We start from the raw sequence: 26,640 nt of genomic DNA, 5'->3' as shown, positions 1-26,640 counted from the left end.
GGAAGTGATCATGTATCCAGGCAGATGGGCAGCTCAGAACCCCGAGAAACCAGCGATGATCATGGCCGACACCGAAGCGGTCCTCAGCTACGGCGAATTGGAGGACAGATCGCTGCGGCTGGCCAACCATCTGCGCTCTTCGGGCGTCGCCCCAGGCGATCACATCGCAGTGATGGCGGAGAACCGCTTCGAAGTCGTCGAAGCCCTGTGGGCGGCGCTGCGAACCGGCGGGATCATCACCGTCGTCAACACTCACCTCACCGCTGCGGAATCCGCCTATATCGTCAGCGACTGCGACGCCGTCGTGCTCATCGTCTCGACCCAGGTCGAGCACGCCGCCGAGCTGGCGCGGTCGTGCAGCCACGTCACTCACCGGATCCGCATCGGTGAGACCCCGAGGGGAGACGACGCCGCGGCATTCAGCGGCTGGGACGAGTATGAGACCGTCCTCGCCGCCGCCTCGGACGAGAAGCCGGAGATGGAGCCGCGCGGCGATGACATGCTCTACTCCTCGGGGACGACGGGGCGTCCGAAGGGAATCCTGCCGGCACCGAAGGCGCTGACGATCGAATCCGAAGGCGTGCCGACCATTCAGCTCTTCACAGCCGCCTACGGCTTCGCCGAGGACTCCGTCTACCTCTCACCGGCCCCGCTCTATCACGCAGCGCCGCTGCGGTTCGTCATGACGACCCATGCGCGGGGCGGAACCGCGGTCATCATGCCGAAGTTCGATGCGGAGACATCACTGCATCTCATCGAGAAGCACGGAATCACGCACTCCCAGTGGGTGCCGACCATGTTCATCCGCATGCTCAAGCTTCCCGAGAAGGTGCGCAGATCCTATGACGTCAGCAGCCTGAGAGCCGCGATACACGCGGCCGCGCCCTGTCCACCGGAGGTCAAACGCGCCATGATCGAGTGGTGGGGCCCGGTCATCTGCGAATACTATGCGGCCACCGAAGCCATCGGAGTCACACTCATCGACAGTGAGCAGGCGCTCGCCCGACCCGGATCGGTGGGACGCGACGGAGTGCTGGGAACGGTGCACATCTGCGGCCCGGACGGACAGGAGCTGCCGACCGGCGAGGTCGGCCTCATCTACTTCGAACGCACAGACACACCGCTGTTCGAATACTACAAAGATCCGGAGAAGACGCAGGCCTCACGCCACCCCGAGCACCCGGAGACCTGGGCGACAGCCGGAGACATGGGCTGTCTCGATGAGGACCGATATCTCTACATCGCCGACCGAGCGAGCGGCCTCATCATCTCCGGAGGGGTCAACATCTACCCCCAGGAGATCGAGAATGCGCTCGCCGTCCACGAGGCTGTGGCCGATGTCGCCGTCATCGGCAGAGCCCACGACGAACTGGGTACGGTTCCCGTCGCATACGTGGAGCTGGCTGAGGGAGCCCGCCCGGAGGGGCGTGCAGCAGAGCTCGCGGACTGGCTGAACGGGCGGCTCGGCCGCTTCAAGATCCCTCGCGAGTTCCATTTCGTCGAGAGCCTGCCGCGGACTCCGACGGGCAAACTCGTCAAACGTCGTCTTCCCGATCTCGGGGCCCTGCCGCAGTCCTCTGTGCAGTAGCTGTCGGCCCGGCCGTCATTTCGAATCAGTGGGCTCTGCCTCCTCGAAGACGATCTCGGCGCCCTCTTCGGGAAGACCCGCACCGCGCAGGGAGGCTCCCTTGGTCTCCTTCATGAACAGCGCGGCGACGAAGCCGATCACGCATGCCCCCATGACATAGTAAGCGGGCACGATCGGATTGCCGGTCGCCTCGATGATCGCCTCGTTGACCGAGGGGGCGGTGCCGCCGAAGGTCGCCGTGGACACGTTGTAGGAGATCGCGAAGCCCGCGAAGCGCACAGGTCCGGGGAACATCGCCGGGAAAGTCGCCGAGATCGTCGACAGCTGCGGGATGTAGAGGACTCCGAGGACCGCAAGACCGATGAGCGCCCAGACGAAGCCGTTGGCCATTAGCATGAACATCGGGATGGCGGCGACGAAGAGGCCGATGAGGGAGAAGTACCAGACGGGTTTGCGTCCGACCCTGTCGGACAGGACGCCGCCGAAGGGAATGAGAAGCATCATGAACGCCTGCGCCAGGAACATGACGGTCAGAGCGACCGACGAACCCATGCCGACCTGGTTCTCCAGATAGCTGGGCATATAGGACAGGAGCGTGTAGTTGACGACGTTGACGGCGACGACCATGCCGCCGAGGACGAGCAGCTGCTTCTTGTAGTGGGCGAACAGGCTGCGGAAGACTTCCTTGACCGATTTACCCTGATCGTTGTCGTCGAGCTCTTCGTAGACGGGGGATTCATCGAGCCGTGACCTCAGATACAGGCCCACGACTCCGAGAACGCCTGCCATCATGAAGGGGATCCTCCAGCCCCAGGCCATCATGGTCTCCTCTCCGAGACCGAGCTGGAGCAGGAGCACCACGAGGGAGCCTGCGGCCATACCCGCCAGAGTGCCGAACTCGAGGAAGCTGCCGAAGAATCCCCTTCGCCTGTCAGGAGCGTACTCGGCCATGAATGTCGCGGCACCGCCGTACTCTCCTCCGGAGGAGAAGCCCTGAATGACGCGCAGCAGCACGAGGATGATCGGAGCGAGGACGCCGATCGTCGCATAGCTGGGGAGGAGGCCGATGCAGAAGGTCGATCCGGCCATGAGAAGGATCGTCAATGCCAGGACTCTCTTGCGACCCAAACGGTCGCCCATCGGCCCCCAGAAGATGCCGCCGAGCGGGCGGAAGACGAACGAGAAGGCGAACGTCAGAAGCGTGAGCAGCGTTCCCTTCTCTCCGGGGAAGAAATGCTGCGTGATGTAGGTGACCGATACGGCGAAGAGGCCGTAGTCGAACCATTCGGTCGCGTTTCCGATCGCCGAGGCGACGACGGCTTTCCTCACCGTCTTGAGCTCCGGTTCGGGCGGGGATGCGGGAGATGTCGAATCATGGGTGTTGGGGTTGCTCACGAGTTCCTCCGATCGTACGAGTCGCCGTCGAGGCGGCCCTCAGCAGAAGCCGAAGTCACGCTACGAGCATCGACTCAGGGTTTCAACAGCGGATACGCTGTCAAATCAACGGCGTGTCCTCTCAGCACAAACAGTAAATTAAGCTTCTGACCTGGATCGATGGGCGGACGCTCCGGATCTCCGATCCCGTCCCCTTTCACAGGGAACCCTGAGGCGAGCGTTATGCTCGGTCGCATGTTCTCGGACTCCGGCGATAGGGGGTCGCGAGACCGGGTTCGGCCGTCCCACAGTGCTTCGATGCGGGTGAGTATTCCCACATCCGAGCGGAATCCGTCCCGCCCACGGACGGTGCCGGTCTTCCGCCCCCTAGACTGGGCCGCTGCGATTCCAGACGGAACGAGCATCGGAACCCAACAGCTCCGCCCCCGACAGCACGGTCGGTGGGGCACGGAAGGCAGCACGACCCATGGACCAGTCCAATACCCGTACGGAATCAACCGATCAGGAGGCTGATCCTCCTCCCGCAACCGCCGAACCCGCTCAGACCGGGCGTGGTCGCATCGATCTTCCCGTTGCCGGAACGAGCGTGGGGATCCTCGCGACCTTCGTCGTCCTGGCCCTCATCCTCCCCGACCGCATGTCGACCTGGGTCGGAGACGCATTCGCCGCCTGCGCCGAGATCTTCGGCATGTACTGGCAGATCCTCCTGCTCGCGACATTCCTCATCGCGCTCGCCCTCATCTTCACCCCCTGGGCGAAGGCCCGCTTGGGCAATCAGGCGCGACCGGACTTCAACCGCTTCGCCTGGGTCGCGATGATCATGACGACTCTGCTCGCAGCCGGGGGAGTGTTCTGGGCCGCGGCTGAGCCGATGTACCACTACACCTCGACCCCTCCGTACTTCGGAGGCGGCGGCGTTGACGCCGTGGCCGCCGCACTGGCCACGAGCTTCATCGACTGGGGCTTCCTCGCCTGGGCGATCCTCGGGTCGTTGGGCACCATCGTGATGATGCGGGCGGCGGAGAAGGGCATGCCGCTGCGCCCGCGAAGCCTTCTGTACCCGATCATGGGCAGACGTGCGGCCACCGGCCCGATCGCGGCGATCGTCGATGTCGTGTGCGTGATCTCCGTGGCGGCGGGGACCATCGGTCCGGTCGGCTTCCTCGGTCTTCAGGTCTCCTACGGTCTGAACTCCCTGTTCGGGGTCCCCGATGTCTATCCCGTCCAGCTCCTCGTCATCGCGCTGCTCACCGCAGTCGCCGGTGTCAGTGTCTTCTCCGGCGTCAGCCGCGGAATCCGGTTCCTCAGCTCCGCGAATGTGTGGATGGCGCTCGGGCTCATGGCCGCAGTGCTCGTGCTCGGCTCGGCATGGTTCGTCGTCAAGAGCTACTTCAGCGGCATCGCGCTCTATGTCACCGACTTCTTCAGCATGACGCTCTACCGCGGAGACACCGAGTGGCTCTCCGGCTGGAGCGTGTTCTTCTTCGGCTGGTTCCTCGGCTATGCGCCCCTGATGGCGATCTTCGTCGCCCGGATCTCCAAGGGGCGGACGGTCCGCGATCTGCTCATCAGCACCACAGTCCTGCCTCCGATCGCCACAACCTTCTGGTTCACCGTGCTCGGCGGCACAGGCATCTTCCTCGAGCAGAGGACCGAGGGTTCGATCTCGAAGCCGCTCATGGACGGCGGACTGCCCGCCGCAGTCATGGCGATCAGCGACAACCTGCCGCTGTCGCTGATCATCAGTCTCGGCTTCCTCCTCCTGACGATGACCTTCGTTGCGACGACCACGGACTCGATGTCATTTGCGATGTCGCAGTCGTGCATGGCCTCAGGGGAGCCCTCGCCGAAGTTGAGAGCCACCTGGGCTCTGCTCATCGGCATCACCGCGGCCGTGCTCATCAGCCTCGGCGACGGAGGTGTCGATGCTCTGCAGTCGGCGATCGTCATCACCGCGGTGCCGGTGGGCTTCGTCATGCTGCCCTCGCTGTTCGCCGCTCCCGTCTTCGTGCGGCAGATGGCTCGCGAACAGAAGGTGTGAGCTCGGCCGAGCCGAGCCGCGCCGGGCCGGTCGCCGAGCGCCCTCACCCGTGAGTGTGCGAACCGTGCTCGTCGATCCACACCCACCCGGGCGGCATCGGCGCCCATGCGGCGACCTCTCGGCCGGACTTGGAGCTGTCGGCGAGCACGACGACGCTGCGGGCGCGTTCGGCGATGAGTTCCTTGGTCCGTGCTTCGTCCAGCGTCGGTTCGCCCAGTCCGTTCCGCGGATCGACGGCGTCCGCGCCGAGGAATGCGACGTCGACATGGATCCGTCCTAGCGCATGATCGCTCAGGGCACCGGTGGTCCCGTGCGACATCGTCGAGACCTCACCGCCGATCATGATGACCTTCGGGCCCCTCGGATGAGCCAGGGCGAGGGCGATCTCGAGCCCACGGGTGACGACGGTGAGATCATCGCGGTCGCGGATCCTGTCGGCCAGACGCACGGTCGTCGAGCCGGCATCGAGGAAGACCGTGCGCACACTCGAGCCTGCGAGGTGGCCCAGCGCCCAGGTCGCGATCGTGTCCTTGGCCACGGCATTGTGCTCCATCCGCTGCCCCAGCGGCGGTTCGACGTAGCCGGCGGCGGTGGCGCCGCCGATCGTGCGGATGACATCGCCGGATTCGGCCATCTCGCGCAGGTCGCGGCGAATCGTCGATTCGGAGGTGCCGAGTTCGGCGGCCAGACGCGCGATCGTCCAGGTCCCGCTCTTGAGCAGGGACAGGATGTCCTCGCGACGTCTCAGCGTGCCTGTCCGAATCGCCATTCAAGGTGTCCTCTCACTGGTGGAAGCGGCCGTCGGAGTCAGCGCGGCAGGTACTCGGTGCGGATGCCGTCGACGTAGGGAGCGTAGCCGATCGCCGCCCGGTAGGCCGAGCGCATCGTCCCGGCGTCGGCGATGCCCTGCCCGGCGATGTCGAAGGCCGTGCCGTGATCGACGGAAGTCCGCAGGATCGGCAGGCCCACGGTGACCGAGATCGTCCCATCGAAGTCGAAGGTCTTCGAGGCGATATGGCCCTGATCGTGGTACTGCGAGAGGACGCCGTCGAAGCGTCCGGTCAGCCCCTGGTGGAAGACGGAGTCGGCTGGAATCGGTCCGGCGACTTCGAAGTCTCCGGCGGCATTGACCTGCTCGACCGCGGGACGCAGGATCTCGATCTCCTCATCGCCGAAGGCCCCGTTCTCGCCCCCATGCGGGTTGAGTGCGGCGACGGCCAGCCTCGGCGACTGCACTCCGTAGAGCTGCAGGGCCCGATGAGCGCGTTCGATGGAGTCGATCTGCGCGTCGACGGTGAGCGCGTCGATGGCCTTGCGCAGAGACATGTGGCGGGTGGCGAAGAAGATCTGCAGCTTGTGCCCGGGAGCCTTCGTGTTCTCGACGACGAACATGGTGTCCTGCTTCGTCACACCGGTCAGCTCCCCGAGCATCTCCGTGTGGCCCAGGTGAGCAGAACCCGATTTCCAGACCGCCTCTTTGTTGATGGGGCCGGTGACGATGCCGGCGATCTGCTGGTCCATGGCCGCCTTCGCGGCGACCTCGATGGCGGTGACTGCTGCTTGGCCGGCACGCGCGTCGACGGTGCCCCAAGCGGGCAGGTCGGTCCCGAGGACGCCGATGTCGAAGACGTCGATGACTCCTTCACCGGCCGAAGGGGTCGACCAGTCGGTGATCGTGCGCAGTTCGACATCGAGGTCGAGGACCTCGACGGCTCGTTTCATCGCTGCGAGGTCAGCCACTGCGATTCCGTGCTGATCGTCCCTGCCGGCGAACTCCGCGAGCACCTGTGCGGTGATCTCCGGTCCGATGCCGACCGGGTCGCCCACGGTGACGGCGAGTGCTGGTGCTGTCATGTCAATCTCCTCAGATGGTTGTCTGTGCTTGGATGCTGCCGATGGTCGCGGAGTCGTACGCTGTCACTGTGAAGTCATTCCCTCCTCACGCGGGAGGTCGCCTTGAGGTATTCGAAGCAGTGTGCTGCCGTGGTCGGCCCTCCGATCAGGCCGCCCTTGGTCACGATGGGCAGCCCGTCTGCGCGGCCTCCGACGAGGCGGCCGCCGACGGCCAGCGGCACGATCTCCTTCTCCACCTCCATGCCGACCGCGCCGAGCTCCCGCATGACGGTGGCCGTGACGTCGCCGCCGGTCGTGTAGAGACCGGTGACCGAGACCGAGTGCATGATCGCCGCTGCGATCATCGCCAGCCGTCGCGTCGTTGTCTCCGACTCTTCGTCGCTGAGCTCGAGCAGGTCTCCGGACTCGAGCACAGTCGCGATGATGATCGCCCGCGCCGAGGCGGCTTCTTCGACCCGTTCGAGCGTCGCGTCGACGTCGGGCAGGCTGTCTTCGTCGAGGACGGTGCGGATGAGCGCGACCGTCGGATCCCCGGCGAGCTCGGCCAGCTGCATGCGGGTGACCTCGGTGGCGGATCCCGAGATGCCGAGGAGGACCTCGTCCGAGCGGGTCGGCAGCAGGGAGAGCGCCAGTGAGAGGCTGCCGGGGCCGGGGTCGATCGTCACCCAGTCGAGCAGTTCGTCGGGAGGCAGTCCCGCGCGGTCTCGGACATTTCGTCCGGTCACTTCAGCAGCGCTCTTGCGAGAACCGGACGGCGGCGTTCCCATCGAGATCTCGGCGATCTCGGCGCTCACCTCGGCGACGACGGAGCCGACGAGCTCGACGTGGGCTGTCGTCAGCGCATCGGCGATGATGACCTCGGCGCCGGAGCGGATCGCCTCGAGCACCTCGGCGCGGATCGCGCTGCGTCCCTCGAGCACCGAGGAGATCTCGATGAGACGGCACTCGAGGTCGGTGCCGGAACGCAGGATCTCCTCGACGTCGGAGGTGAGCATGGGGGAGCGGACGTCATGACGCAGCTCGGTGTGTTCGAGCAGTCGACCGTCGAGCAGCTGGCGGCCGCCGACGGTCGTGCGGTCGGCATCGGGGAAGGCCGGGATGCACAGCCCCAGAACGCGTCGGTGCCGTCCGTCGTCCCTCTGCCGGTCGGCGGAAGCGACGAGCCTCCTTCGTGCGCGCAGGGCCGCCTCGGCGGTCGCCCCCACATTTCCGCGCAGAGTCGTGTCGATCCGGCAGGACACGAGATCGACGTCACCGGCCGCGGCGATGAGCGCCTCGGTGAGCTCGGCGGCATCCTGCGACGGCAGATGCCGGGAATCGGCGTTGAGGACGACGGCATCGTAGTCGTCGAGGAACCCACCGAGGCCGACCGCCGCCTCCTGATCGTTCGCCGAGACCGTGATCGTGCGCAGCCCCGCCTCGGCGAAGAGCGCACCGCAGGCGTTGCCGCCGGTGAGGTCATCGGCGACGATGAGGATCCGCGGGTCGGCGCCGCAGGTGCCTGCCGTTCCGGACTGGGGCATGGGACGTTCGCTCATACGACCAAGTCGAGCACGAACAGCAGCGGAAGGGAACCGAGCCAGACGGCCGTGGTGATTCCCGACCAACCCTTGATCGCGTGGATTCCGTCGAGGCCGGCGAAGCGGGTGACGACCCAGAAGTACGAGTCGTTGAAGTAGGAGAAGACCATGGAACCGGCCGTGCAGGCCATGACGGCGACGAGCGGATCGAGGCCCAGCGGTGCGATGAGCGGTGCCGTCACCGAGGCGGCGGTGATCATCGCGACGGTGCCGGACCCCTGTGCGAGACGGACGAGGGAGGCGATGAGGAACGGCACGAGGAGGGCCGGGAGGCTAATCGAGGCGATCGCCTCGGCAAGGGCGTCGCCGACGCCCGATTCGCGCAGAACCAGTCCGAAGCTGCCGCCGGCTCCGGTGATGAGAAGGATGAGACCGGCCGAGGCTGCACCGTCGGCAAGCCACCCCTGGACCGTGTTGCGTGGGGTCAGGCGCGGCAGAAGCGTGTAGACGGCGAGCACGAGGCCGATGATCAGAGCGATGACGGGGTTGCCGAGGAAAGCGAGAGGAGCGACCCATGCCGAGGGTTCGTAGGCGTCGCCGGCGAGCTCGCCCTGCGCGTCCTTGTCGATCGCGGTGCCCACGGTGTTGGCCACGATGAGCAGCAGCGGCACGATCAGCGGGAGGAATCCGAGGAAGGCACCTGGCTTCTTCGACGTCTCGGTCTCGACGTCGGCCGAGCCGGCCCCGACGCCGCCGGAAGCCGAAGGGCCTTCCGTCGCAGTCGTGCCGTCAGTGTCGACAGTGGCGGCGGCGGACGTGGTGCCGGAGGCGCTCGCCGAGGTGGCTGCGAGTTCTGTGTAGACATCGTGTTTGACCGCCGCGTTGAGGACGGGTTCGAGCTTCGGCCCGATCCAGCGGGCGTAGACGACGACAACGGGCAGGAGGATCACGGTGAAGACGAGACCGGCGAGGATGACGGACCCGATATCGGCGCCGAGGATGCCGGTGGCCGCCAAGGGGCCGGGCGTCGGCGGGACCATATGGTGGGTCAGCGTCATACCGCAGCCCAGCGCGAGTGCGAGGGTGACATAGCCGCCCCTCTTCACGCGGGCGATGGAGCGGGCGAGCGGGTTCATGATGACGTAGCCGGAGTCGCAGAAGACCGGGATGGACACGAGCGAGCCGACTGTGCCCATGGCCCAGGGCTCGCGGCCCTTGCCGAAGGCGCGCAGGAACGCGCGGGCGAGTGAATCGGCGGCACCGGAGACTTCGAGGATCTTTCCGATCCCGACGCCGAGTCCGATGACGATGCCGATGCTGGCCAGGGTGTCGCCGAATCCCGTGGTGATCGACTCGACGATGGAGAGCAGGTCCTGACCGGCGACGATCCCGGTGACGACTGAAGCGAGGAGCAGGGCGATGAAGGCGTCGAGGCGGGTCGCCAAGACGATGACGACGATCGTCGCGATCCCGGCGATGAGCGCCAGGATGAGTTGCAGGTCCATGAGGTTCCTCCGCAGTGAGGCCGGCTCGATCGGCGAGCCAGGGTGGGTGTGGTTCTCGGCGGCTGCCCGGTCCGATGGCGCAGCACAAGCGCCCGGACCAGAACCGAAGATGAACAGTATGAGCAAGTATGTTCCATAGGTGCGCAACTATGCAAGGTATTTGGTAGCGGTGGGGTGAATCACCATTGAAAGGTACCCCTAGGGGGTATATGTTGAGGGTATGAGCAATCAGCAGAATCATCAGCAGCACAGTGTGGGGCTTGACCACTCGGCACATGCCGGGCACGAAGGCCACACAGACCACCACGGCAGTGATCGTTCCGGCGCCGCGGTCGCGCACGAGCACGGCGGCCACGGAAGCCACGAGGGTCACGGCGGCCATGAGGGCCACGCAGGGCATGGGGGACACGGCGGCCATGGTGACCATGTCGCGCAGTTCCGGCGTCTGTTCTGGATCATGCTCATCATCGCTATCCCGGTCGTCGCCTTCAGCCCGATGTTCGGCCACCTCGTCGGCTATGAAGTTCCCGAAACCGGTGTGCTCGGTGTCCTGCGCTGGCTCTCGCCGATCCTCGGCACCGTCATGTACTTCTGGGGCGGCAAGCCGTTCCTGACCGGCGGCCTCGACGAGATCAAGGGCCGCAGTCCGGGGATGATGCTGCTCATCGCCTTGGCCATCACGGTCGCCTTCCTCTCCTCCTGGGGCTCCTCGCTCGGCCTGCTGGACCCCCAGCTCGACTTCTGGTGGGAGCTGGCTCTGCTGGTCGTGATCATGCTCGCCGGGCACTGGATGGAGATGCGTTCACTGGCGCAGACCACCTCGGCGCTGGACAGCCTTGCCGCGCTCCTTCCCGATGAGGCGGAGAAGGTCGTCGACGGCGAGGTGGTGAGCGTCTCGCCCGACGAGCTCGAAGTCGACGACATCGTCCTGGTCAGGCCCGGCTCCGCGGTCCCCGCCGACGGGCAGGTGATCGACGGATCGGCGAGCATGGACGAATCCATGGTGACCGGCGAGTCGACGACAGTCCGCCGCAGCGAGGGCGACTCAGTCGTTGCAGGAACCATCGCCACCGATTCGGGCCTGCGGCTGAAGATCACGGCCATCGGCGACGATACGGCGTTGGCCGGGATCCAGAAGCTGGTCTCCGATGCGCAGAACTCGTCCTCGCGTGCCCAACGGATCGCTGACAAGGCCTCGGCATGGCTGTTCTGGTTCGCGCTCGGCGCGGCGATCATCACGGCGATCGTCTGGTCGCTGCTCGGCATGCCGGATTCCGCTGTCGTGCGCACGATCACCGTTCTCGTCATCGCCTGTCCCCATGCCCTGGGTCTGGCGATCCCGCTGGTGGTCTCCATCGCCACCGAACGTGCCGCCCGCACAGGAGTGCTCATCAAGGACCGTCTCGCACTCGAAACGATGCGCACGGTCGATTCCGTGCTCTTCGACAAGACCGGAACCCTCACTAAGGGCGAACCCACCGTCACCGGCGTCGAGGCACTCGAGCGTGATGAGGACGAAGTGCTCGCCCTGGCCGCCGCGGCCGAGGCCGACAGCGAACACCCCTTGGCCCGTGCCATCGTCCGTGCGGCCGACGAACGCGGACTCGAGGTGCCGTCGGCGGCGAACTTCTCCTCCTCGCCTGCGGTCGGCGTCAAGGCCGAGATCGACGGCTCCACCGTCGAGGTGGGTGGGCCGAAGCTGCTCGAGGAGCACAATGCCTCCGAGGTCGCGGCCGCCGACCACTGGCGAAGCGAAGGTGCCATCATCCTGCACGTGATCGAAGCCGGTGAGGTCATCGGTGCGCTGCGTTTGGCCGATGAGATCAGACCGGAGTCCCGAGACGCCGTCGACGCCCTGCATGCCATGGGTGCCCAGGTGGTCATGATCACCGGTGATGCCGAGGCGGTTGCCCAGTCGGTCGCTTCCGAGCTCGGCATCGATCGCGTGTTCGCCGGTGTCCACCCCGCAGACAAGTCTGCGAAGGTGAGCGAACTGCAGAACGAGGGCAAGCGGGTCGCGATGGTCGGTGACGGCGTCAACGACGCGCCGGCTTTGGCGCAGGCCGATGTCGGCATCGCCATCGGCGCCGGCACCGATGTGGCCATCGGTTCGGCCGGAGTCATCCTCGCCTCCGATGACCCGCGTTCCGTCCTGTCCGTCGTCGAGCTCTCGCGCGCGACCTACCGGAAGATGAAGCAGAACCTGTGGTGGGCGGCCGGATACAACCTGCTGTCCGTGCCGCTGGCAGCGGGCATCCTCGCACCGATCGGCTTCGTCCTGCCGATGAGCGTCGGTGCTGTCCTCATGTCGATCTCGACGATCGTCGTGGCGCTCAATGCACAGCTTCTGCGCCGCCTCGACCTGCGCCCGGAAGCTGCGGTCGCCCGCGTCAGCAGGGATCGCTGATCGACGCGCTGGAAGCGATGTGGTCACGGGCGGTGAGGCGGTTCCGTCTCGCCGCCCGGGGTCAGCGGTCGAGCGCCGCCTCGTTCGAGGTCGCGCCGCTCAGTGAGGCTTGCCGAAGCGCCCCGGCCGATAGCAGGTGAGGGCGAAGCGATGCGACATCGGGGGACACTCGTCGATAGGGTGGTTCCTATGTGGTTCGTTTCGAAGACCGTCCCTGCCTCCGCGGTCGCCGGGGCGCTGATCGTTGCGCTCTTCGGGCTCAGCGCGTGCAGCGACAGCGCGACAGAGCCCGAGGCGGAATCGACGCCGACGCAAACCTTGGAAGTCGTGGCCCAGGGATTCGACACGACCGAAGACCTCTCCGAGTATCTGTCCGAGGATTTGGACGAGGTCGAAGTGCGGCTCGAGTCCGAGTCGAATCCGGACTACGACGAGGAGGTCGATGCGGATCGCCTCTACGTCGATTTCGCCTCGGATGAGCAGAGGTCCGCAGACATGGAAGCGACCGCGGCCATCGTCCAGGCGGCGTCGCGGGCGACATTCGACTTCGACGTGCTCATGGTCACCGGAGACGTCTCAGCCGGTGAGTGGTCTTACCTCTACAACCGGCAGACTGTTGAGAAGCTTACTGAGGGTGACCGGATCGCCGTCGCTGACGTTTGGGGCGCTGCCGAACAGGACTTCGACACCATCCACCGTTGACTCCGCTGCTGTCGATTCAGCGGAGCGCGGCCGAGGTTCTGACGGACCGCCGTGCCTACTTCTCGACCGCGACCCCGTCGGCGTCGGCGAAGACCATGGCACCGGGTCGGATGGTCGCACCGCCGATCTCGACGATCACATCGATCTCACCGGCTCCCTCCTTCGCGCTCTTGCGAGGGTTACTGGCGAGTGCTTTGACTCCGAAGTCCATCTCGGCCAGCGCGGCTCGGTCGCGGACGGCACCGTTGATGACGACTCCCGCCCAGCCGTTGCGCACTCCCGCCTCAGCGATCATGTCGCCCATGAGCGCGGTGGCTATCGACCCGTCGCCGTCGATGACGAGCACGGCACCGTCGCCGGCCTGATTGAGGGTCCGTTTGACCAGGGCGTTGTCCTGGAAACAGCGAATGGTGCGGGCGGGGCCGGAGAAGGAGGTCTTGGCTCCGAAGTCGCCGAAGTCCAGGGCGATCGAGTAGAGGTCCTCGCCACGCTCGTCCCAGAGATCTGCTGTCGATACCGTCATGTCTGTGCCTTTCGCCGAGTTGGTGAGAGTGCGGATCGGTCAGTCGAATGCTCGGGCTCGTGCGTAGAGGCCGGGCACACCACCGGAGTGCATGAATACCACTGTTTCGTCAGTTCCGAACCTGCCCTGACGGATGAGATCGATCAGTCCTGCTGCGGCCTTGCCGGTGTAGACGGGGTCGAGGAGGATTCCCTCGGCGCGGGCGAAGAGACGCACGGCTTCGACCATTCCCTCTGTCGGCAGGGCATAGCCGCTTCCGACGTAGTCGCCGAGACCCACCGTGTGGTCGCGGGGGACGGGGGGAAGGCCGAGGAAATCGGCAGTGGAATCGACGAGTTCGACGATCTTTGGCTCCTGTTCAGACCGGGAGCGGCTGACATTGATGCCGAGTACCGGGATCTCGCTGCCTGCTCCGTGCAGGCCCACGACCAGTCCCGCTTGCATGCCCGCCGACCCGCTGGGGGAGACGACAGCTGCGACGTCGAGTTCGGCGGCGTTGATCTGTTTGAGCAGTTCGTCGGCACAGTCGACGTACCCGAGTGCGCCGATGACGTTCGAACCTCCGACGGGGATGACATACGGCGTCTTGCCTTCACCCCTCAGCCGGTCGGCCAGCGCCTGAGCTTCGCGGAGCAGGTCGCTGCCATTGCCGAAGACGGTGACCGAATCGGCGCCGAGGAGGTCGAAGAGCAGGAAATTGCCGGTGTGTTCGGGTGGGTTGGCACCGGCAGGACCGAGTCCGGTTCCCTCCGGACCGAGATCCTCCTCGACGATGAGATGGCATTCGAGCCCCTCACGCCGCGCGGCCGCCAAAGTCAGTCGGCAGTGATTGGACTGGACGCCTCCGACGGTGATGAGCGAATCCGCGCCCTGTTCAAGCGCATCGGCGATGAGGAACTCGAGCTTGCGGGTCTTGTTGCCGCCCTGAGTCAGCCCCAGACGGTCGTCCCGTTTGATCCAGATCTGCGGCCCTCCGAGTTCGGCGGAGAGGCGCGGCAGAGGCTCCAGAGGGGTCGAGCCGTCGGTATAGCTGCGACGAGGAATCTTCTCAAGGCTGATCATGGAACCCGAGTCTACTCGTGCCCAGCCGTCGCCCGCAGGGGCAGTCTCAGCTGTCGAATCGAACCCGTTCGACAGCGCCTTCGGAGCCGCGGTCGGCAGCCCTGTTGTCCACGCTCAGGGTCAGCACGTCTCCGGTCTCACGATTCACGTAGACGGCGGCGGTGTGTTCCGAGTCGGCATCGGCCGTGATCCTGCGCCACTGCTTGATATGAGCTGTCCCATGACCGGCCAGAGCCTGGACGACGCTCGGATGGGCCCGTTCCTTCACCTCCTGATCGTTCCCGTGTGACCAAGCGGTGACGAGCCTGTCGGCGTATTCGGCTGCTTCCGTCGGATGCCCGGTGGACTGTGGGGCGGACGACGACGAACCGGGTTGATCGGTCACAGGTGCGGCAGAGGCTGTCGGGGTCGCCTGTGCGGCATTGGTCGAGACAGTCAGCAACAGGACGCTGGCCAGCCCGAGGCTTGCGGCGAGAACAGCGGAAGGACGCAGGTGCGAGGTCGTGGTCGGCATGTGAGGCTCCTTTTGAAAACAACGGGCGTTGACGTCACCGAGTATCGTCAGTCTGAATGAGCGTCGCTTGCCGAATTCTGGAAGTTCCCTTGGAACAGGTCTCAGGCGGGAGAACGCCGCATTGCAGTGATGCGTCAGGACCGAAACATTTCCGTGCAGCCTGAGTCTTCACATGCTCATCTCTGCGCAAGTGTGACAAGAACGGAGGAGCCTAAGGAATCAAATCGTGATCATCGGTTCGCAGCGCGAGCCGTGTCCGTCTCCGGTTCTGCGGCTGCGGATCCCTCCTGCTCCTTGTCCATCCAGTCCTTTCCGTCGAGGATGCGCGCGACCATCATGGAGCTCGACTGGTCGCCTACGGCGTTGACCGTGGTCGCCGGGGGGTCGATGACTGTGCCGATGATCTGGATGATCGGCAGGGCGGCGGGCGGGAAACCGTAGAGCGTGATGATCATGAGTTCACCGATGAAGCCGCCCGAGGGGATTCCGGCCATGACCATCCCTGCCAGCAGGGCTACAGCGATGCCCAGGAGGATGTTCTCGATCGTGAAGAAGTCTCGTTGGAAGACGGCGAAGAGGAACGCGATCTTGAGGATCGCCGACAGGCTCGAGCCCTCCATGTGGATCGTCGCTCCGATCGGTACGATCGTCTCCCGGATGTCTCGAGGCACTCCGATGCGTTCACCGGCACGGAGGTTCGCCGGGATCGCCGCCACCGAGGACGAGGTCCCCAGGGAGATCGCCGTCGGTTCGAGGACATTGCCCCAGAAGCGGGTGACTCCGCGGCGTCCTCCGGCAAAGAACGCATAGAACGTGAAAGCGACGATGAAGTAGACGATCGCCACCGGATAGTAGACGAGGAAGGCGCGGACGTAGTCGCCGACGAGTTGGGCGCCGAGATCGCCGATGAGGGCCGCGAAGTAGGCGCCGAGGCCGATCGGGGCGTAGTACATGATGATCGAGGTGAACTTGAGGAACACCTCGGTGCCGGAGGAGAGGAACTGTGCGAAGGGCTTGCCGGCCTCCCCGATCCTGCTCGTTGCGAAGCCGACGATGACTGCGAACACGATGAGAGCGAGCATGTGCTCGGCCGACAGGATCTTCGAGAAATCGTCGACGACGACGGTCTGGACCAGCTGTTCACCGATGGAGCCGACCTCCTCGACGTTCTTCGGCTCCTGCATCTCGACCTGCACACCCTCCGTGGCGTTGAAGAGCCAGAGCGCGGCGACCATGACGATGGAGGCGATGACGCCGGTGACCGCGAAGACGCCGAGCATGCTGCCCATGATCTTGCCCAGGCGCGCTGCGGAGGACATGCCGGAGACAGCCGAGGCGATGGAGAAGAACACCAATGGCACCACGAGAGTGAACATCATATTGATGAACAGGGTGCCGAATGGCTTGATGACGGTGGCGCGTTCGCCGAAGACGAGCCCGATGACGGCACCGATGACGACCCCGGCGAGGATGAAGAGCGGGAATCGGTAGTTGCGCAGGATGCGGACGGCCTTCGAGGTCGGCTGATCCTGGGGCGTGGAGTCCGCTGTGTCGGAATCGGCTGGGGAGGGCATAGAGTCTGCCTTTCACGTAGTGCGTGGTGCCAGACGGAGTTCTGCTCCACCTTCTCCCTCATTGGTACGGGCAGGGTCAATGCAGATTCCGATCGAAAGTTCCTGGCTGTAGAGATCTTAATGGCGACCGCAGGCGACTTGGAAAGAGCCCTGACCGGCCGCCGTCCGTCAGCGCCGCGGCGACCGTAGTCTCCCTATTGGTTCTGTGTCCTGCATCACATACCATGAGATATGGAGATCATCGACTTCGTCCCCAGGCCCGATGAGTTCGTCTACACCTTCGGTGGGGTGGCCCCCGCGGCGACGATCCAGCCCGGAACCGTTTTGAAACTGTGGTCCGAAGATGCGTTCAACAATGCAATAACCTCACGGTCGGACGTGCCCAGCTCGAAACTGGACCCTCATCGGCTGAATCCGCAGACTGGTCCGTTCTATGTCAATGGCGCCGAGCCCGGGGACACATTGGCGATCCACATCGTTGATCTCACTCCCGCTCGCCGGTGGGGCGCATCTGCGACGATTCCGCTGTTCGGCGGACTGACGGCAACGGATCGCACAAGCCTTCTTCATGAAGCATTGCCCGAAGCCGCTTGGATCTATGAACTCGACTCAGAAGCGCAGACCGTGGGCTTTCAGAATCGGGCTGGTGATTTCGAACTTGCCTTGCCGGTCGAGCCTATGCTGGGCACGGTCGGAGTCGCACCCGCAGGCGGGGAAGTCCACTCCTCTCTTACACCTGAGCGCTTCGGCGGGAACATGGACACCCCGGAGATGAGGGCCGGCACCACCGCATTCTTCGGGGTGAACGTCGAAGGGGCCCTGTTCTCCATCGGAGATGGACACTACCGGCAAGGAGAAGGCGAAGCGTGCGGCACCGCAGTCGAAGGGGCCATGAACTCGACGATCATCGTCGATCTCGTCAAGGGAAGCGGCCCTCTGTGGCCGCGGCTGGAAAGTGACGAACACTGGATGGTCGTGGGTTCTTCACGACCGATGGAAGACTCATGGAGGATCTCTCAGGTGCAGATGATCCGCTGGCTCGCCGAGCTCTTCGATCTTGAGATCATGGATGCTTACCAGCTGCTGACTCAGATCTCTCTGGTTCCAGTCGCCAACGTGGTCGATACGAACTACAGCGTCGTGACGAAAGTTGCGAAGTCACTGCTTCCGGTAAGGAGCGCATTCAACGGGCTTCACGCAGACCTGCGTCAGCGTGCACGGGAACTTCTATAGACGAAGAGCGCGATTCTCGCGGTCGGGTGACTCGAGTCGCGATGAGCAAGGGGGAAGAGGAACAGTGGATCTGAAGATCGGCGGCAAGACCGCAATGGTCACCGGCGGGACAAGGGGTATAGGCCGTGCCATCGTCGAATCATTCTTGGCAGAAGGGGCCGACGTGGCCTTCTGCGCTCGCAGCGCTCAGGCGGTAGTCGATGCCGAAATGGAGTTCGCGTCTCAGGGAAGAGCGATCGGAACTGCTTTCGATGTCAGTGACAGTGTCGCGTTGAGTGACTGGGTCCTGGCCACCGCCGAAGAGTTCGGCGGAATCGACATGGTCGTCAGCAGTGTCAGTGCGCTCGCGATTCCCGACACCGAAGCGAACTGGTACCAATCTTTCAATGTTGATCTGATGGGCACGGTCAATCTGTCCAAAGCGGTGATCCCGTATCTGAAGGAAAGCGATGTGGCATCGCTGATTGCCATCTCGAGTGTCTCCGGCAGAGAGGCGGACTTCGCGTCTGGACCCTACGGAACGATGAAGACTGCGATCATCGGCTACATGGCCGGTCTTGCGCTGCAACTGGCAGGGAGCGGAGTGCGGATCAACACCGTCTCACCCGGCAATACGTATCATGAGGGAGGAGTCTGGCCAGGGATCGAGGCAGACGATCCTGAACTGTTCGACTATGCGCTCGGACTCAATCCGAGCGGTCGAATGGGCACACCCGAAGAGACGGCTGCTAGCGTCGTATTCCTGTCGAGTCCGCGGTCCAGCCGTACCTCGGGGGCAAATCTACTCATTGACGGAGCGCTGACACGCGGAATTCAGTTCTGAGCAGAAGAAGAGAGGTTCCCTGATCGAAGGGATGATCCTCCGCCGTAGACCCTTTACTTAACGAACGATTAGCTTAGACTGAGAGCTGTGACTGATCAGAACACAGGCAAAGGCGCCGTGCAGGCAACGGAATCCCTCCTCTCCGCCAGGGACATCGACTTCCTTCTCTACGACTGGCTGAAGGTCGACGAACTCTGCCGCAGGCAGCGCTTCTCGAGCCACTCGCGTGAGGTCTTCGACTCGGTGCTCTCGGCGAGCGAGCAGCTGGCCAAGGAACAGTTCGCACCGCACTCCAGGAAATCAGATCTCAACGAACCGACCTTCGACGGTACGACGGTCACCGTCATCCCGGAGATCAAGACCGCGCTCGACCAGTTCGCAGAAGTCGGACTGCTGTCGGCGACGATGGATGAGAGCGTCGGCGGGATCCAGCTGCCGCAGACGGTGGCGAAGGCCTGCTTCGCGTGGTTCCAGGCGGCCAATATCGCCACCGCCAGCTACCCGATGCTGACCATGGCCAACGCCAATCTGCTGCTCGAGTACGGAACCCCGGAACAGGTCGAGACTTACGTCCTGCCCGAACTCGACGGACGCTTCTTCGGCACCATGTGCCTGTCCGAACCCGAGGTCGGTTCCTCTTTGGGCGATGTCACGACGAAGGCTGTGCCGGACCCCGAAGCCGGCGAGGGGGCCTTTCGGCTCCACGGTACGAAGATGTGGATCTCGGGCGGCGACCACGAACTGTCGGAGAACATCGTCCATCTCGTACTCGCTCGTGCCGAGGGCGACCGTCCCGGCACTAAGGGACTCAGCCTGTTCCTCGTTCCGAAACATCTCGTCGAGGACGATGGCACCCTCGGTGAGCGCAACGACGTCGTCCTGTCGGGGCTCAACCACAAGATGGGATGGCGCGGGACAACGAACACCCTGTTGTCGTTCGGTGAAGGTGCCCACCGGCCGGCAGGCTCCGCCGGCGCGATCGGCCACCTCGTCGGGGAGCAGGGCCAAGGTCTGGCCTGCATGTTCCACATGATGAATGAAGCACGCATCGGAGTCGGCGCGGGAGCCGTGGCCATCGGATACCACGGATACCTCGACGCCCTCCGCTATGCCCGCGACCGTCGCCAGGGCCGCCCCGACGGTGCCAGGGGTGCGGACTCCGGCCAGATCCCGATCGTCGAGCACGCAGACGTTCGGCGCATGCTGCTGTCGTCGAAGAGCTACGTCGAGGGCGGTCTCGGTCTCATCCTCTATGCGGCGCGTCTCCTCGACGAGGCCGAAACGGGCGGATCGCAGTCCGAGCGTGAGCGGGCGGCGCTGCTGCTCGACGTGCTCACTCCGATCGTCAAGACCTGGCCGAGCGTATGGTGCCTGAAGGCCAATGACCACGCCATCCAGGTGCTCGGCGGGGCGGGATACACCCGTGACCACGATGTCGAGCAGCTCTATCGGGACAACAGGCTCAACCCGATCCATGAAGGCACGCACGGCATCCAGGCCAAGGACCTGCTCGGCCGCAAGGCCATCATGTCCGAGGGGGCGGGACTGTCGGTTCTGCTCGAACAGATGCGAACGACCCTCGCCGAGGCGGCCGACGACCCCGAATGGAGCGCAGAATGCGCGGCGCTCGGTTCCGCCGCCGACCGCATCGAGTCCGTCACCGCCGCAGTATGGGCCGACAAGGACCCGGCCCGTGCCCTCGAGAATGCGTGGACCTACTTAGAAGCGGTCGGACATACTGTGGTGGCGTGGCTGTGGCTGCAGCAGGGCAGGGCCGCAGAGGAGACTGCCAGCGTCCGCGGTGACTCGGCGTTTCTGCGCGGGAAGATTGCGGCCGCGCGCTATTTCTTCACTCATGAGCTGCCGCAGACCGGTCCGTGGTTCGACCTCGTCGAGAGCAGGTCGACGACGTTCGCTGATCTCGATGACGCGAGCCTGTGACGAACGCAGCCTCAGAAGGGCGGGGCCGACAGCCGTCGGTCGACCGTCATGAGGATCCGCAGGAACAGACCGCCGGCCAGGAGGCCGCCGATGAGGTCGGTTGCCCAATGCCAACCGAGGAGGAATGACACCACCACGGAGTTCACGCCGATCGCGGCCACTGCCCACCACAGAAGCCGCACCGTCCTGGTGGACGCACTGCTGTAGGTCGCGATGAGATAGGCGACCGCGCCGTAGATGAGCACGGATTCGGCGGCGTGGCCGGACGGATAGCTGATTCCGCGGTCACCGAGTTCGAGCAGGCCGCCCTGGAAGAACCTCGGATCGTGCAGAGTGGTCGCCGGTCGGGCGAGCAGAATCTTCAGCGAACCGACACCGAGGAAGAACGCGGCCTCGGTGCCCAGGGCGAATGCGACCGGGCGCCAAGAGCGCCTTCGGTAGGCCAGGGTGATCGCTGTGATCGCCAGTACGGGCAAGCAGACGGCCTGTCCGGCGATGGGATCGAGGATGTGCTGAGCGAACCAGACGAGATCGGGATCGGCGAGGTAGAGCCAGCGTCGGTTGAGCTTATAGTCCCAGACACGCAGAGGGCCCGCCGCAATCACGGTCACCGCGATGAAAGCGAGCGCCAGGGCCCAGAATGAGGTTGCCTGGGACAGCAGCCCCTTTGCTCGAGCCGTCCAGGGACTACGATCTGAGGGGCTGCCGATTATATTCTCGGATTCGACATAAGACTCAGCAACCATCACTGCTGATTTTAGACGGAGTGAGGAATCACTTCTGCCGTGGGTGATAAAGAAACGATGAATTCTGGTCAGAACTTCCGAGCGCGCACCACTGTGGTGGCGACACGCACACGATTGTTCGTATCGAGTTTGATGTTGATCCGGTTGAGATGCGTCTTCACGGTGGCCTGGCTCATGAACGTGGCCGCGGCGATCTCCTGATTCGACAGCCCCTCGGCGACGAGTTCGGCGATCTCCATCTCTCGATCGGTGAGTTCGGCGAGCAGAGCCTCGGCCTCGCGCTGCAGACGATGGTCGGGATTCGAAGTGACCTTGGCGATCATGCGCCGCATGGACTGCGGCGCCAGAATGGGCTCTCCTGCCTGGGCCTTCCGGACCGCGACGGCGAGCTCCACCGGGCCGATGTCCTTGAGCAGGTAGCCGGCGGCTCCGGCCTCGAGTGCGCGGAAGAGGTGATCGTCGCTGTCCATGCTCGTCAGAGCCACCACCTTCGGTGCTCGCACGCTGTTGAGGAGACGCTCGATCGCTTCGATCCCACCGATCCCGGGCATCCGAATGTCCATCAGCACGACGTCGGGGTAGTGCAGCGCGACTTTCTCAATGGCTTCTTCGCCGCTGGCTGCCGAAGCGACCACGTCGATGTCTTCTGCGGCCTGCAGAATTCCCTTGATTCCGGTGATGACCATGGGATCGTCGTCGACGACGATGACGCGGATCGGGACGGCTTGGTTCATGAGCGTCACATTACCCGAGGGCGATGACACGGTTCGGCGGGGACTCGGGCGGCCTTCGGGTCAGGCTTCCGCGGCGAACGGCGGGAACTCCGCTTCTACGAGGAACTCCTCGCCTCGCACTCCGAACGAGGCGTGCCCTCCGAACATGTCGGTCCGTTCGCGGATCCCCTCCAGCCCGGAGCCCGTACCGGTGGAGGCCAAGTCCGTCGCCGGTTCGGGAACCGGCGCGGCAGCGCCCGAGGTGCGGCGGGCAGCCGAGTCAGGGGCGAACTGGGGGCGAGGCGGTGCATCCGGGAATCTGCGCTCCTGGGCCAACGGGTTCGCTACCGAGATCCGTGCCCCGCCCGCCGCTGAGACGTTGACGTCCACGGTCACGGGTGAGTTCGGCGCATGCTTCATCGAATTGGTCAGCGCCTCTTGGACGATGCGGTAGACCGCGCGGTCGAGAGCCGGTGGGCACGTGTCGACGTCCTGGATGATGATCGAGGGACGGATGATCGTTCCGGTGGACTGAACGGAGGCGATGAGCTGCGGAATCGAGCGCATCGACGCGCTGTTCGGCGGCGCGGGCTGTCCGTGTCCCGGGCGCAGGTCTGCGAGATTGCCGTCTCTGACCCCACCCACCAGGTGGCGCAGATCCTCCAACGATGCTCGCGCTTCCTGCCGCAGGGCAGACGCGGTCGAAGCAACCTCGGGGTCGGCCTGAGCGCCCACCTCCAGGGCCCCGCTGTGCAGCGAGATCACCGACAGGCGGTGAGAGAGCGTGTCGTGGAGTTCGCGCGCCAGCAGTTCGCGTTCGGACTGCCGGGCGAGTTCGGCCGTGAGCGATTCGTTGCGCAGCGACTCGCGCTGCGCGAGCGACTCCACGGCTCGCATCCTCCTGGTCCGTCGCAGAAGCACGCCCACGCCGAGGCTGATGCCGAGTCCGATGGCGCAGGCGGCGATCGTCATGATTCCGATGGCCAGGAACGAGTCCTCGGGAGGGATCGTGGCTTCGACGCCCGTGACCTGCGCGGGGTCCGGCAGGAAGAAGATGCTGAAGGGGTTGTGCTGTGCCGGAGCCAGACACATCCGCACAGTGCCCAGGACGACGAGGGTGGTCCCCACGACCGAGGCCGTGACCACCTGTCGTTTGGGCGCCCGGATGACGAGGTGGAACAGGGCGATGAGAAGCAGCAGGGCATCACCCCATGCGATGGTGAGCCCAGCCCCGGCGATGAAAGGGACCCACGGCCATCTGTGACGCAGGAACACCGATCCCCAGACGGGGACGAGCAGCAGCACGGCGACGATTCCGGTGTCATTGAGCACCCCGTCGGAGAACGCCCAGGCATTCGCCGTCAGCGCCATCGCCGAGCAGAGGAGCCCGAAGAGGAACAACACCATGCCGATGAGGATGCTTCCCGCGATTCGCACACCGCGAGGGATCTTCCGCGACAGTGCGAAGCGGACGCCGGCGGGACGACCGCGACCGACGGTGCCGGGGGCGGAGGACTCACGGCCGCTGGCGGACGGAGGGACGGAATGATCTGACACAGAAGAATCGTAACCGCGGGCACTGACGCGTGCCGTCCGCCGATCGGCTGGTGGCTGTCAACCGATCGGCTGTCGGGGTCCAGCCCGTCGGCGGACGCGCCGGAGGGGAATCGAGACGAGGCTGAAGGAGTCAGTCAGAAGCCGTTTCGAAGGAGCGCCATGTCCCACCCGCAGAACTCGCAGAACTCTCCGGTCCCGCCTCAACCTCAGCCGCCTCATCAGCAGCATCCTCAGAGTCCGCAGCAATGGGCACCGCAGCAGCAGACTCCCTCACCCGGATACCCCGGCGGTCCCTACCCGCCGCAGAATCATCCCGGCTATGGGCAGAAACCGCCGAAGCAGAAGAAGCCGCTGCTCAAACGCTGGTGGTTCTGGCTGATCGTCATCATCGTCGTCATCGCCTTCTTCGGCGCCGTCAGCGGCGGGGGAGACGAGGCCTCCACCGATTCGGCGGAGTCCAACTCTGCCGGTGGCCAGCAGCCGGAAGGGTCTGCTGAGGAGGAGAACGCAGACAAGCCGGCCGAAGAGGCGGAACACGGCATCGGCGACACGGTCGCCGCCGACGGTTGGGAGATCACCGTTGACTCCGTCGAGGACGGTGTCTCGAAGGTCGGCGACGAATACCTCGGTGCGCAGGCCCAGGGACAGTTCGTCCAGGTCGCCATGTCGGTGAAGAACACCGGCTCGGATCCGAACTACTTCTTCGAGGACGACATCAAACTCGGTGACGACGAGGGCAATACCTACTCGGCGGATTCCGAAGCCGGCATCTACGCAGCCGAGGACAACATCCTCTTCCTCGAGGAGATCAATCCCGGGAACACGGCCGAAGGCGTCCTCGTCTTCGACGTGCCCGAAGACGTCGATCCGAACCGGCTCACATTCGCAGGCGGACTGTTCTCCGATCCGGTGGAGATCTCGCTGAAGTAGATGCGTACGGAGGGCATGGCTATCGGTCCAGACTCTGTGCGCGAGCAGTGATCGTTCGTGCAGCCCGCAGGGTCTGGCCGAGGAAGCCCCGCCCGAAGATCCGGACGTGGGCGAGCAGGGCGAAGAAGCTGTGCGCCGGAAGGTCCTGTCGCCAGTCCTCCGGCATCGGATGGGCCTGCTCATAGCCGGAGAAGATCTCTTCGAGGAACGGGGTGCCGAAGAGGGCGAGCAGGGCGAGATCCTCCAGCCGGTGACCACCATGGGCCGCTGGATCGATGAGGGTGCACCCGCCGGACGTCCACATGAGGTTCCCCGCCCACAGGTCACCGTGGACGCGAGCCGGAGCCTCGGTGCCCTCTCCTCCGATTCCATCGAACCGGCCCGCAGAGATCGCCTCCACCGCCGAGGCGACAGTGGCCCTCTCCTCACCTGTCAGGGCTCCCTCGACGGAGGAGAGGAGCGGTGTCAGGCGCTGCGAGGCCCAGAATTCGGAGAAGGAGGTCACCGACTCCGTCGACACCTCGAACGGGGAGTCGAGAGGGCCGAAGAATGCCGGTGCGGCCGGCGAAAAGCCGAATCCGGCAGCTCCGGCATCGTGCAGACGTGCCAGCCTGCGCCCGAAGTCGATGGCCGCCGCGGCGTGGGGACCGGTCTCCTCGAGTCGTTCGAGCTGCAGGAAGTCCTCGCCCTCGTCGACGACTTCGACGACGGGAACAGCTCCCGGTTCGGCCAGCCATCGCAGACCTGCGGCCTCGGCCGCGAAGAAACCCGTCGGCACGGCTTCACGCTGTTTGAGGAAATATGAGGTCATGCCCTCAGGGTAGCGGGCCGATGGTCAGAGGTCAGGGGCCGATCCAGACGTCGAAGTCAGCCGGTGGGAGCACACGGCCGATCACGGTAGCGGCCTTTTCGGTCCCCACTGATCGGGGCACCACCTGTAGGATCGCAGTATGGCTTGGCAGTACTGGACCGAAGCCGCCCGGCAAGGGGGCTGGCGCGAGGTGCCGACCCCGCATGCGGATCCGCGGTCAGGGGAGGAAGTGCGGATCCGCACGACTGCCTCGGCGGTGTCGAAGGGCACCGAGACGCTCGTGCACACCGGAGGGATCCCCGCCCGGATCGCAGGACTGATGCGCGCACCCCACCAGCTCGGCGAGTTTCCGTTCCCCGTCTCCTACGGCTATCTCGCCGTCGGGATCGTCGACGAAGGTCCCGCCGAGTGGATCGGGCGCAGGGTCTTCGGTCTCCTGCCCCACCACAGCCATCACGTCGTGCCAGTCGATGACATCCACGCCGTCCCCGACGGAATCGGCGACCATCGGGCACTGTTGGCCGGAGCCGTCGAGACCGGGATCAACATACTCTGGCAGCACCCCCCGCGCATCGCCGACCGCGTCGCGATCGTCGGCGCCGGAATGATCGGCGCCTCCACGGCGCTGCTGGCTTCCCGCATGCCGCTCGACCGTCTTGAAGTCGTCGACAGCAGCCCCAGCCGTCGCGCGCAGCTCAGTGCCCTCGGACTCGTTGCCGTGGCCCCGGAAGAAGCCGCGGGCGACTGCGACGTCGTCATCCACACCTCCGGCCACCAGAACGGTCTGGCACGGGGGCTCGAGATCACCGGTGACGACGCCACGCTGGTCGAAGCGTCCTGGTACGGAGACGACAGCCCCACCGTGCCGTTGGGAGCCGACTTCCATGCTCGTCGCCTCAGCATCATCGCCTCCCAGGTCGGCGAGGTCGCCGCCGGGCATCGGGCGCGGCGCACTCGGAGGCAGAGGATGCAGGCGGCATTCAGGGCACTCGAAGACGATCGCTTCGATGCGCTGCTCACCGGTTCCTCTTCGTGGTGCGAGCTGCCGAGTCTGATGGAGGCACTCTGCTCAGGCGGAGAGCTTGCGGCCGAGACCCTGTGCCACGTCATCGACTACTCTCGGGCCGATGAGGGCGCGGATCCCGGCGCGGTCCAGGCCGGGGAAGTCACCGAGAACGCGAGCGGCCCCACGCGCCGATGA

Annotated in this window: 22 protein-coding genes; 9 read left to right on the top strand and 13 right to left on the bottom strand. The window is 65.1% G+C overall.

Annotation, left to right across the window (positions count from 1 at the left end; genetic code table 11):
- The first annotated feature begins 10 nt into the window (after nt 1-10).
- Nucleotides 11-1,588: an AMP-binding protein gene (locus IIE29_RS11370; protein WP_209325364.1), complete on the top strand. Its 1,578-nt coding sequence runs from the start codon at nt 11-13 to the stop codon at nt 1,586-1,588.
- Between the two features lie 15 nt (nt 1,589-1,603).
- On the opposite strand, the gene IIE29_RS11365 is transcribed toward IIE29_RS11370, so the two are convergent.
- On the bottom strand, nt 1,604-2,983 hold the full coding sequence (locus tag IIE29_RS11365) for an MFS transporter (RefSeq protein WP_343071883.1): 1,380 nt from the start codon (nt 2,981-2,983) through the stop codon (nt 1,604-1,606).
- A gap of 466 nt (nt 2,984-3,449) precedes the next feature.
- Here IIE29_RS11365 and IIE29_RS11360 point away from each other — a divergent pair, with 466 nt between their 5' ends.
- The gene (locus IIE29_RS11360) at nt 3,450-5,024 is read left to right on the top strand and encodes a BCCT family transporter (protein ID WP_209325363.1); all 1,575 of its coding nucleotides are present in this window, start codon (nt 3,450-3,452) and stop codon (nt 5,022-5,024) included.
- Nucleotides 5,025-5,067: 43 nt separating this feature from the next.
- Here IIE29_RS11360 and IIE29_RS11355 read toward each other — a convergent pair whose 3' ends face one another.
- The 4 genes from IIE29_RS11355 to IIE29_RS11340 form a co-directional block, all read right to left on the bottom strand.
- Entirely contained in the window at nt 5,068-5,793 is a 726-nt protein-coding gene (locus tag IIE29_RS11355; RefSeq protein ID WP_209325362.1) for a DeoR/GlpR family DNA-binding transcription regulator, read from the bottom strand.
- A gap of 38 nt (nt 5,794-5,831) precedes the next feature.
- Nucleotides 5,832-6,878, bottom strand: coding sequence for a 4-hydroxythreonine-4-phosphate dehydrogenase PdxA (gene pdxA, locus IIE29_RS11350; RefSeq protein ID WP_209325361.1), 1,047 nt, complete (start codon nt 6,876-6,878; stop codon nt 5,832-5,834).
- A 74-nt stretch (nt 6,879-6,952) separates the two neighbouring features.
- Entirely contained in the window at nt 6,953-8,416 is a 1,464-nt protein-coding gene (locus tag IIE29_RS11345) for a four-carbon acid sugar kinase family protein (protein WP_246475901.1), read from the bottom strand.
- Nucleotides 8,413-9,903, bottom strand: a complete 1,491-nt coding sequence (locus tag IIE29_RS11340) for a GntP family permease (RefSeq protein WP_209325360.1) — start codon at nt 9,901-9,903, stop codon at nt 8,413-8,415. Before IIE29_RS11340 ends, IIE29_RS11345 begins: the two co-directional genes overlap by 4 nt.
- Before the next feature lie 220 nt (nt 9,904-10,123).
- Between IIE29_RS11340 and IIE29_RS11335 the strand changes: the two genes are divergently transcribed.
- Together IIE29_RS11335 and IIE29_RS11330 are read left to right on the top strand one after the other, a co-directional pair.
- On the top strand, nt 10,124-12,310 hold the full coding sequence (locus IIE29_RS11335; protein ID WP_209325359.1) for a heavy metal translocating P-type ATPase: 2,187 nt from the start codon (nt 10,124-10,126) through the stop codon (nt 12,308-12,310).
- Nucleotides 12,311-12,499: 189 nt separating this feature from the next.
- Entirely contained in the window at nt 12,500-13,012 is a 513-nt protein-coding gene (locus tag IIE29_RS11330; protein ID WP_209325358.1) for a hypothetical protein, read from the top strand.
- 55 nt (nt 13,013-13,067) lie between these two features.
- On the opposite strand, the gene rraA is transcribed toward IIE29_RS11330, so the two are convergent.
- The 4 genes from rraA to IIE29_RS11310 all read right to left on the bottom strand — a co-directional run bounded on the left by rraA (nt 13,068) and on the right by IIE29_RS11310 (nt 16,685).
- Nucleotides 13,068-13,535, bottom strand: a complete 468-nt coding sequence (rraA, locus tag IIE29_RS11325) for a ribonuclease E activity regulator RraA (RefSeq protein ID WP_209325357.1) — start codon at nt 13,533-13,535, stop codon at nt 13,068-13,070.
- A 39-nt stretch (nt 13,536-13,574) separates the two neighbouring features.
- Complete coding sequence (locus IIE29_RS11320) at nt 13,575-14,597, bottom strand: D-cysteine desulfhydrase family protein (protein ID WP_209325356.1); 1,023 nt, start codon at nt 14,595-14,597, stop codon at nt 13,575-13,577.
- 46 nt (nt 14,598-14,643) lie between these two features.
- A complete protein-coding gene (locus tag IIE29_RS11315) occupies nt 14,644-15,111 on the bottom strand; it encodes a hypothetical protein (RefSeq protein ID WP_209325355.1) in 468 nt (155 codons plus the stop codon).
- Nucleotides 15,112-15,341: 230 nt separating this feature from the next.
- On the bottom strand, nt 15,342-16,685 hold the full coding sequence (locus IIE29_RS11310) for a dicarboxylate/amino acid:cation symporter (RefSeq protein WP_209325354.1): 1,344 nt from the start codon (nt 16,683-16,685) through the stop codon (nt 15,342-15,344).
- A 231-nt stretch (nt 16,686-16,916) separates the two neighbouring features.
- Between IIE29_RS11310 and IIE29_RS11305 the strand changes: the two genes are divergently transcribed.
- From IIE29_RS11305 to IIE29_RS11295, 3 genes are all read left to right on the top strand, one after another.
- Nucleotides 16,917-17,918 carry an acetamidase/formamidase family protein gene (locus tag IIE29_RS11305; protein ID WP_209325353.1) on the top strand — a complete coding sequence of 334 codons (1,002 nt, stop codon included), beginning with the start codon at nt 16,917-16,919 and terminating at the stop codon, nt 17,916-17,918.
- 64 nt (nt 17,919-17,982) lie between these two features.
- A complete protein-coding gene (locus tag IIE29_RS11300) occupies nt 17,983-18,741 on the top strand; it encodes an SDR family NAD(P)-dependent oxidoreductase (protein ID WP_209325352.1) in 759 nt (252 codons plus the stop codon).
- 87 nt (nt 18,742-18,828) lie between these two features.
- Nucleotides 18,829-20,682 carry an acyl-CoA dehydrogenase gene (locus IIE29_RS11295; RefSeq protein ID WP_343071882.1) on the top strand — a complete coding sequence of 618 codons (1,854 nt, stop codon included), beginning with the start codon at nt 18,829-18,831 and terminating at the stop codon, nt 20,680-20,682.
- 11 nt (nt 20,683-20,693) lie between these two features.
- On the opposite strand, the gene IIE29_RS11290 is transcribed toward IIE29_RS11295, so the two are convergent.
- From IIE29_RS11290 to IIE29_RS11280, 3 genes are all read right to left on the bottom strand, one after another.
- Nucleotides 20,694-21,428 (bottom strand): phosphatase PAP2 family protein, encoded by a 735-nt coding sequence (locus tag IIE29_RS11290; RefSeq protein ID WP_216629726.1) that lies wholly within the window; start codon nt 21,426-21,428, stop codon nt 20,694-20,696.
- Between the two features lie 68 nt (nt 21,429-21,496).
- Entirely contained in the window at nt 21,497-22,162 is a 666-nt protein-coding gene (locus IIE29_RS11285; protein ID WP_209325350.1) for a response regulator, read from the bottom strand.
- Nucleotides 22,163-22,222: 60 nt separating this feature from the next.
- Nucleotides 22,223-23,698 carry a sensor histidine kinase gene (locus tag IIE29_RS11280; protein WP_343071881.1) on the bottom strand — a complete coding sequence of 492 codons (1,476 nt, stop codon included), beginning with the start codon at nt 23,696-23,698 and terminating at the stop codon, nt 22,223-22,225.
- A gap of 159 nt (nt 23,699-23,857) precedes the next feature.
- On the opposite strand from IIE29_RS11280, the gene IIE29_RS11275 reads away from it, so the two are divergent.
- On the top strand, nt 23,858-24,628 hold the full coding sequence (locus tag IIE29_RS11275) for a DUF4352 domain-containing protein (protein WP_209325349.1): 771 nt from the start codon (nt 23,858-23,860) through the stop codon (nt 24,626-24,628).
- Between the two features lie 19 nt (nt 24,629-24,647).
- Here IIE29_RS11275 and IIE29_RS11270 read toward each other — a convergent pair whose 3' ends face one another.
- Complete coding sequence (locus IIE29_RS11270; protein ID WP_209325348.1) at nt 24,648-25,439, bottom strand: fructosamine kinase family protein; 792 nt, start codon at nt 25,437-25,439, stop codon at nt 24,648-24,650.
- 139 nt (nt 25,440-25,578) lie between these two features.
- Here IIE29_RS11270 and IIE29_RS11265 point away from each other — a divergent pair, with 139 nt between their 5' ends.
- Complete coding sequence (locus tag IIE29_RS11265) at nt 25,579-26,640, top strand: zinc-dependent alcohol dehydrogenase (protein WP_209325347.1); 1,062 nt, start codon at nt 25,579-25,581, stop codon at nt 26,638-26,640.

Origin of the sequence: Brevibacterium renqingii (assembly GCF_017808095.1) — a bacterium.
In the GTDB taxonomy this organism is placed as follows: domain Bacteria; phylum Actinomycetota; class Actinomycetes; order Actinomycetales; family Brevibacteriaceae; genus Brevibacterium; species Brevibacterium renqingii.
This window is presented reverse-complemented; position numbering and strand designations above follow the sequence as displayed.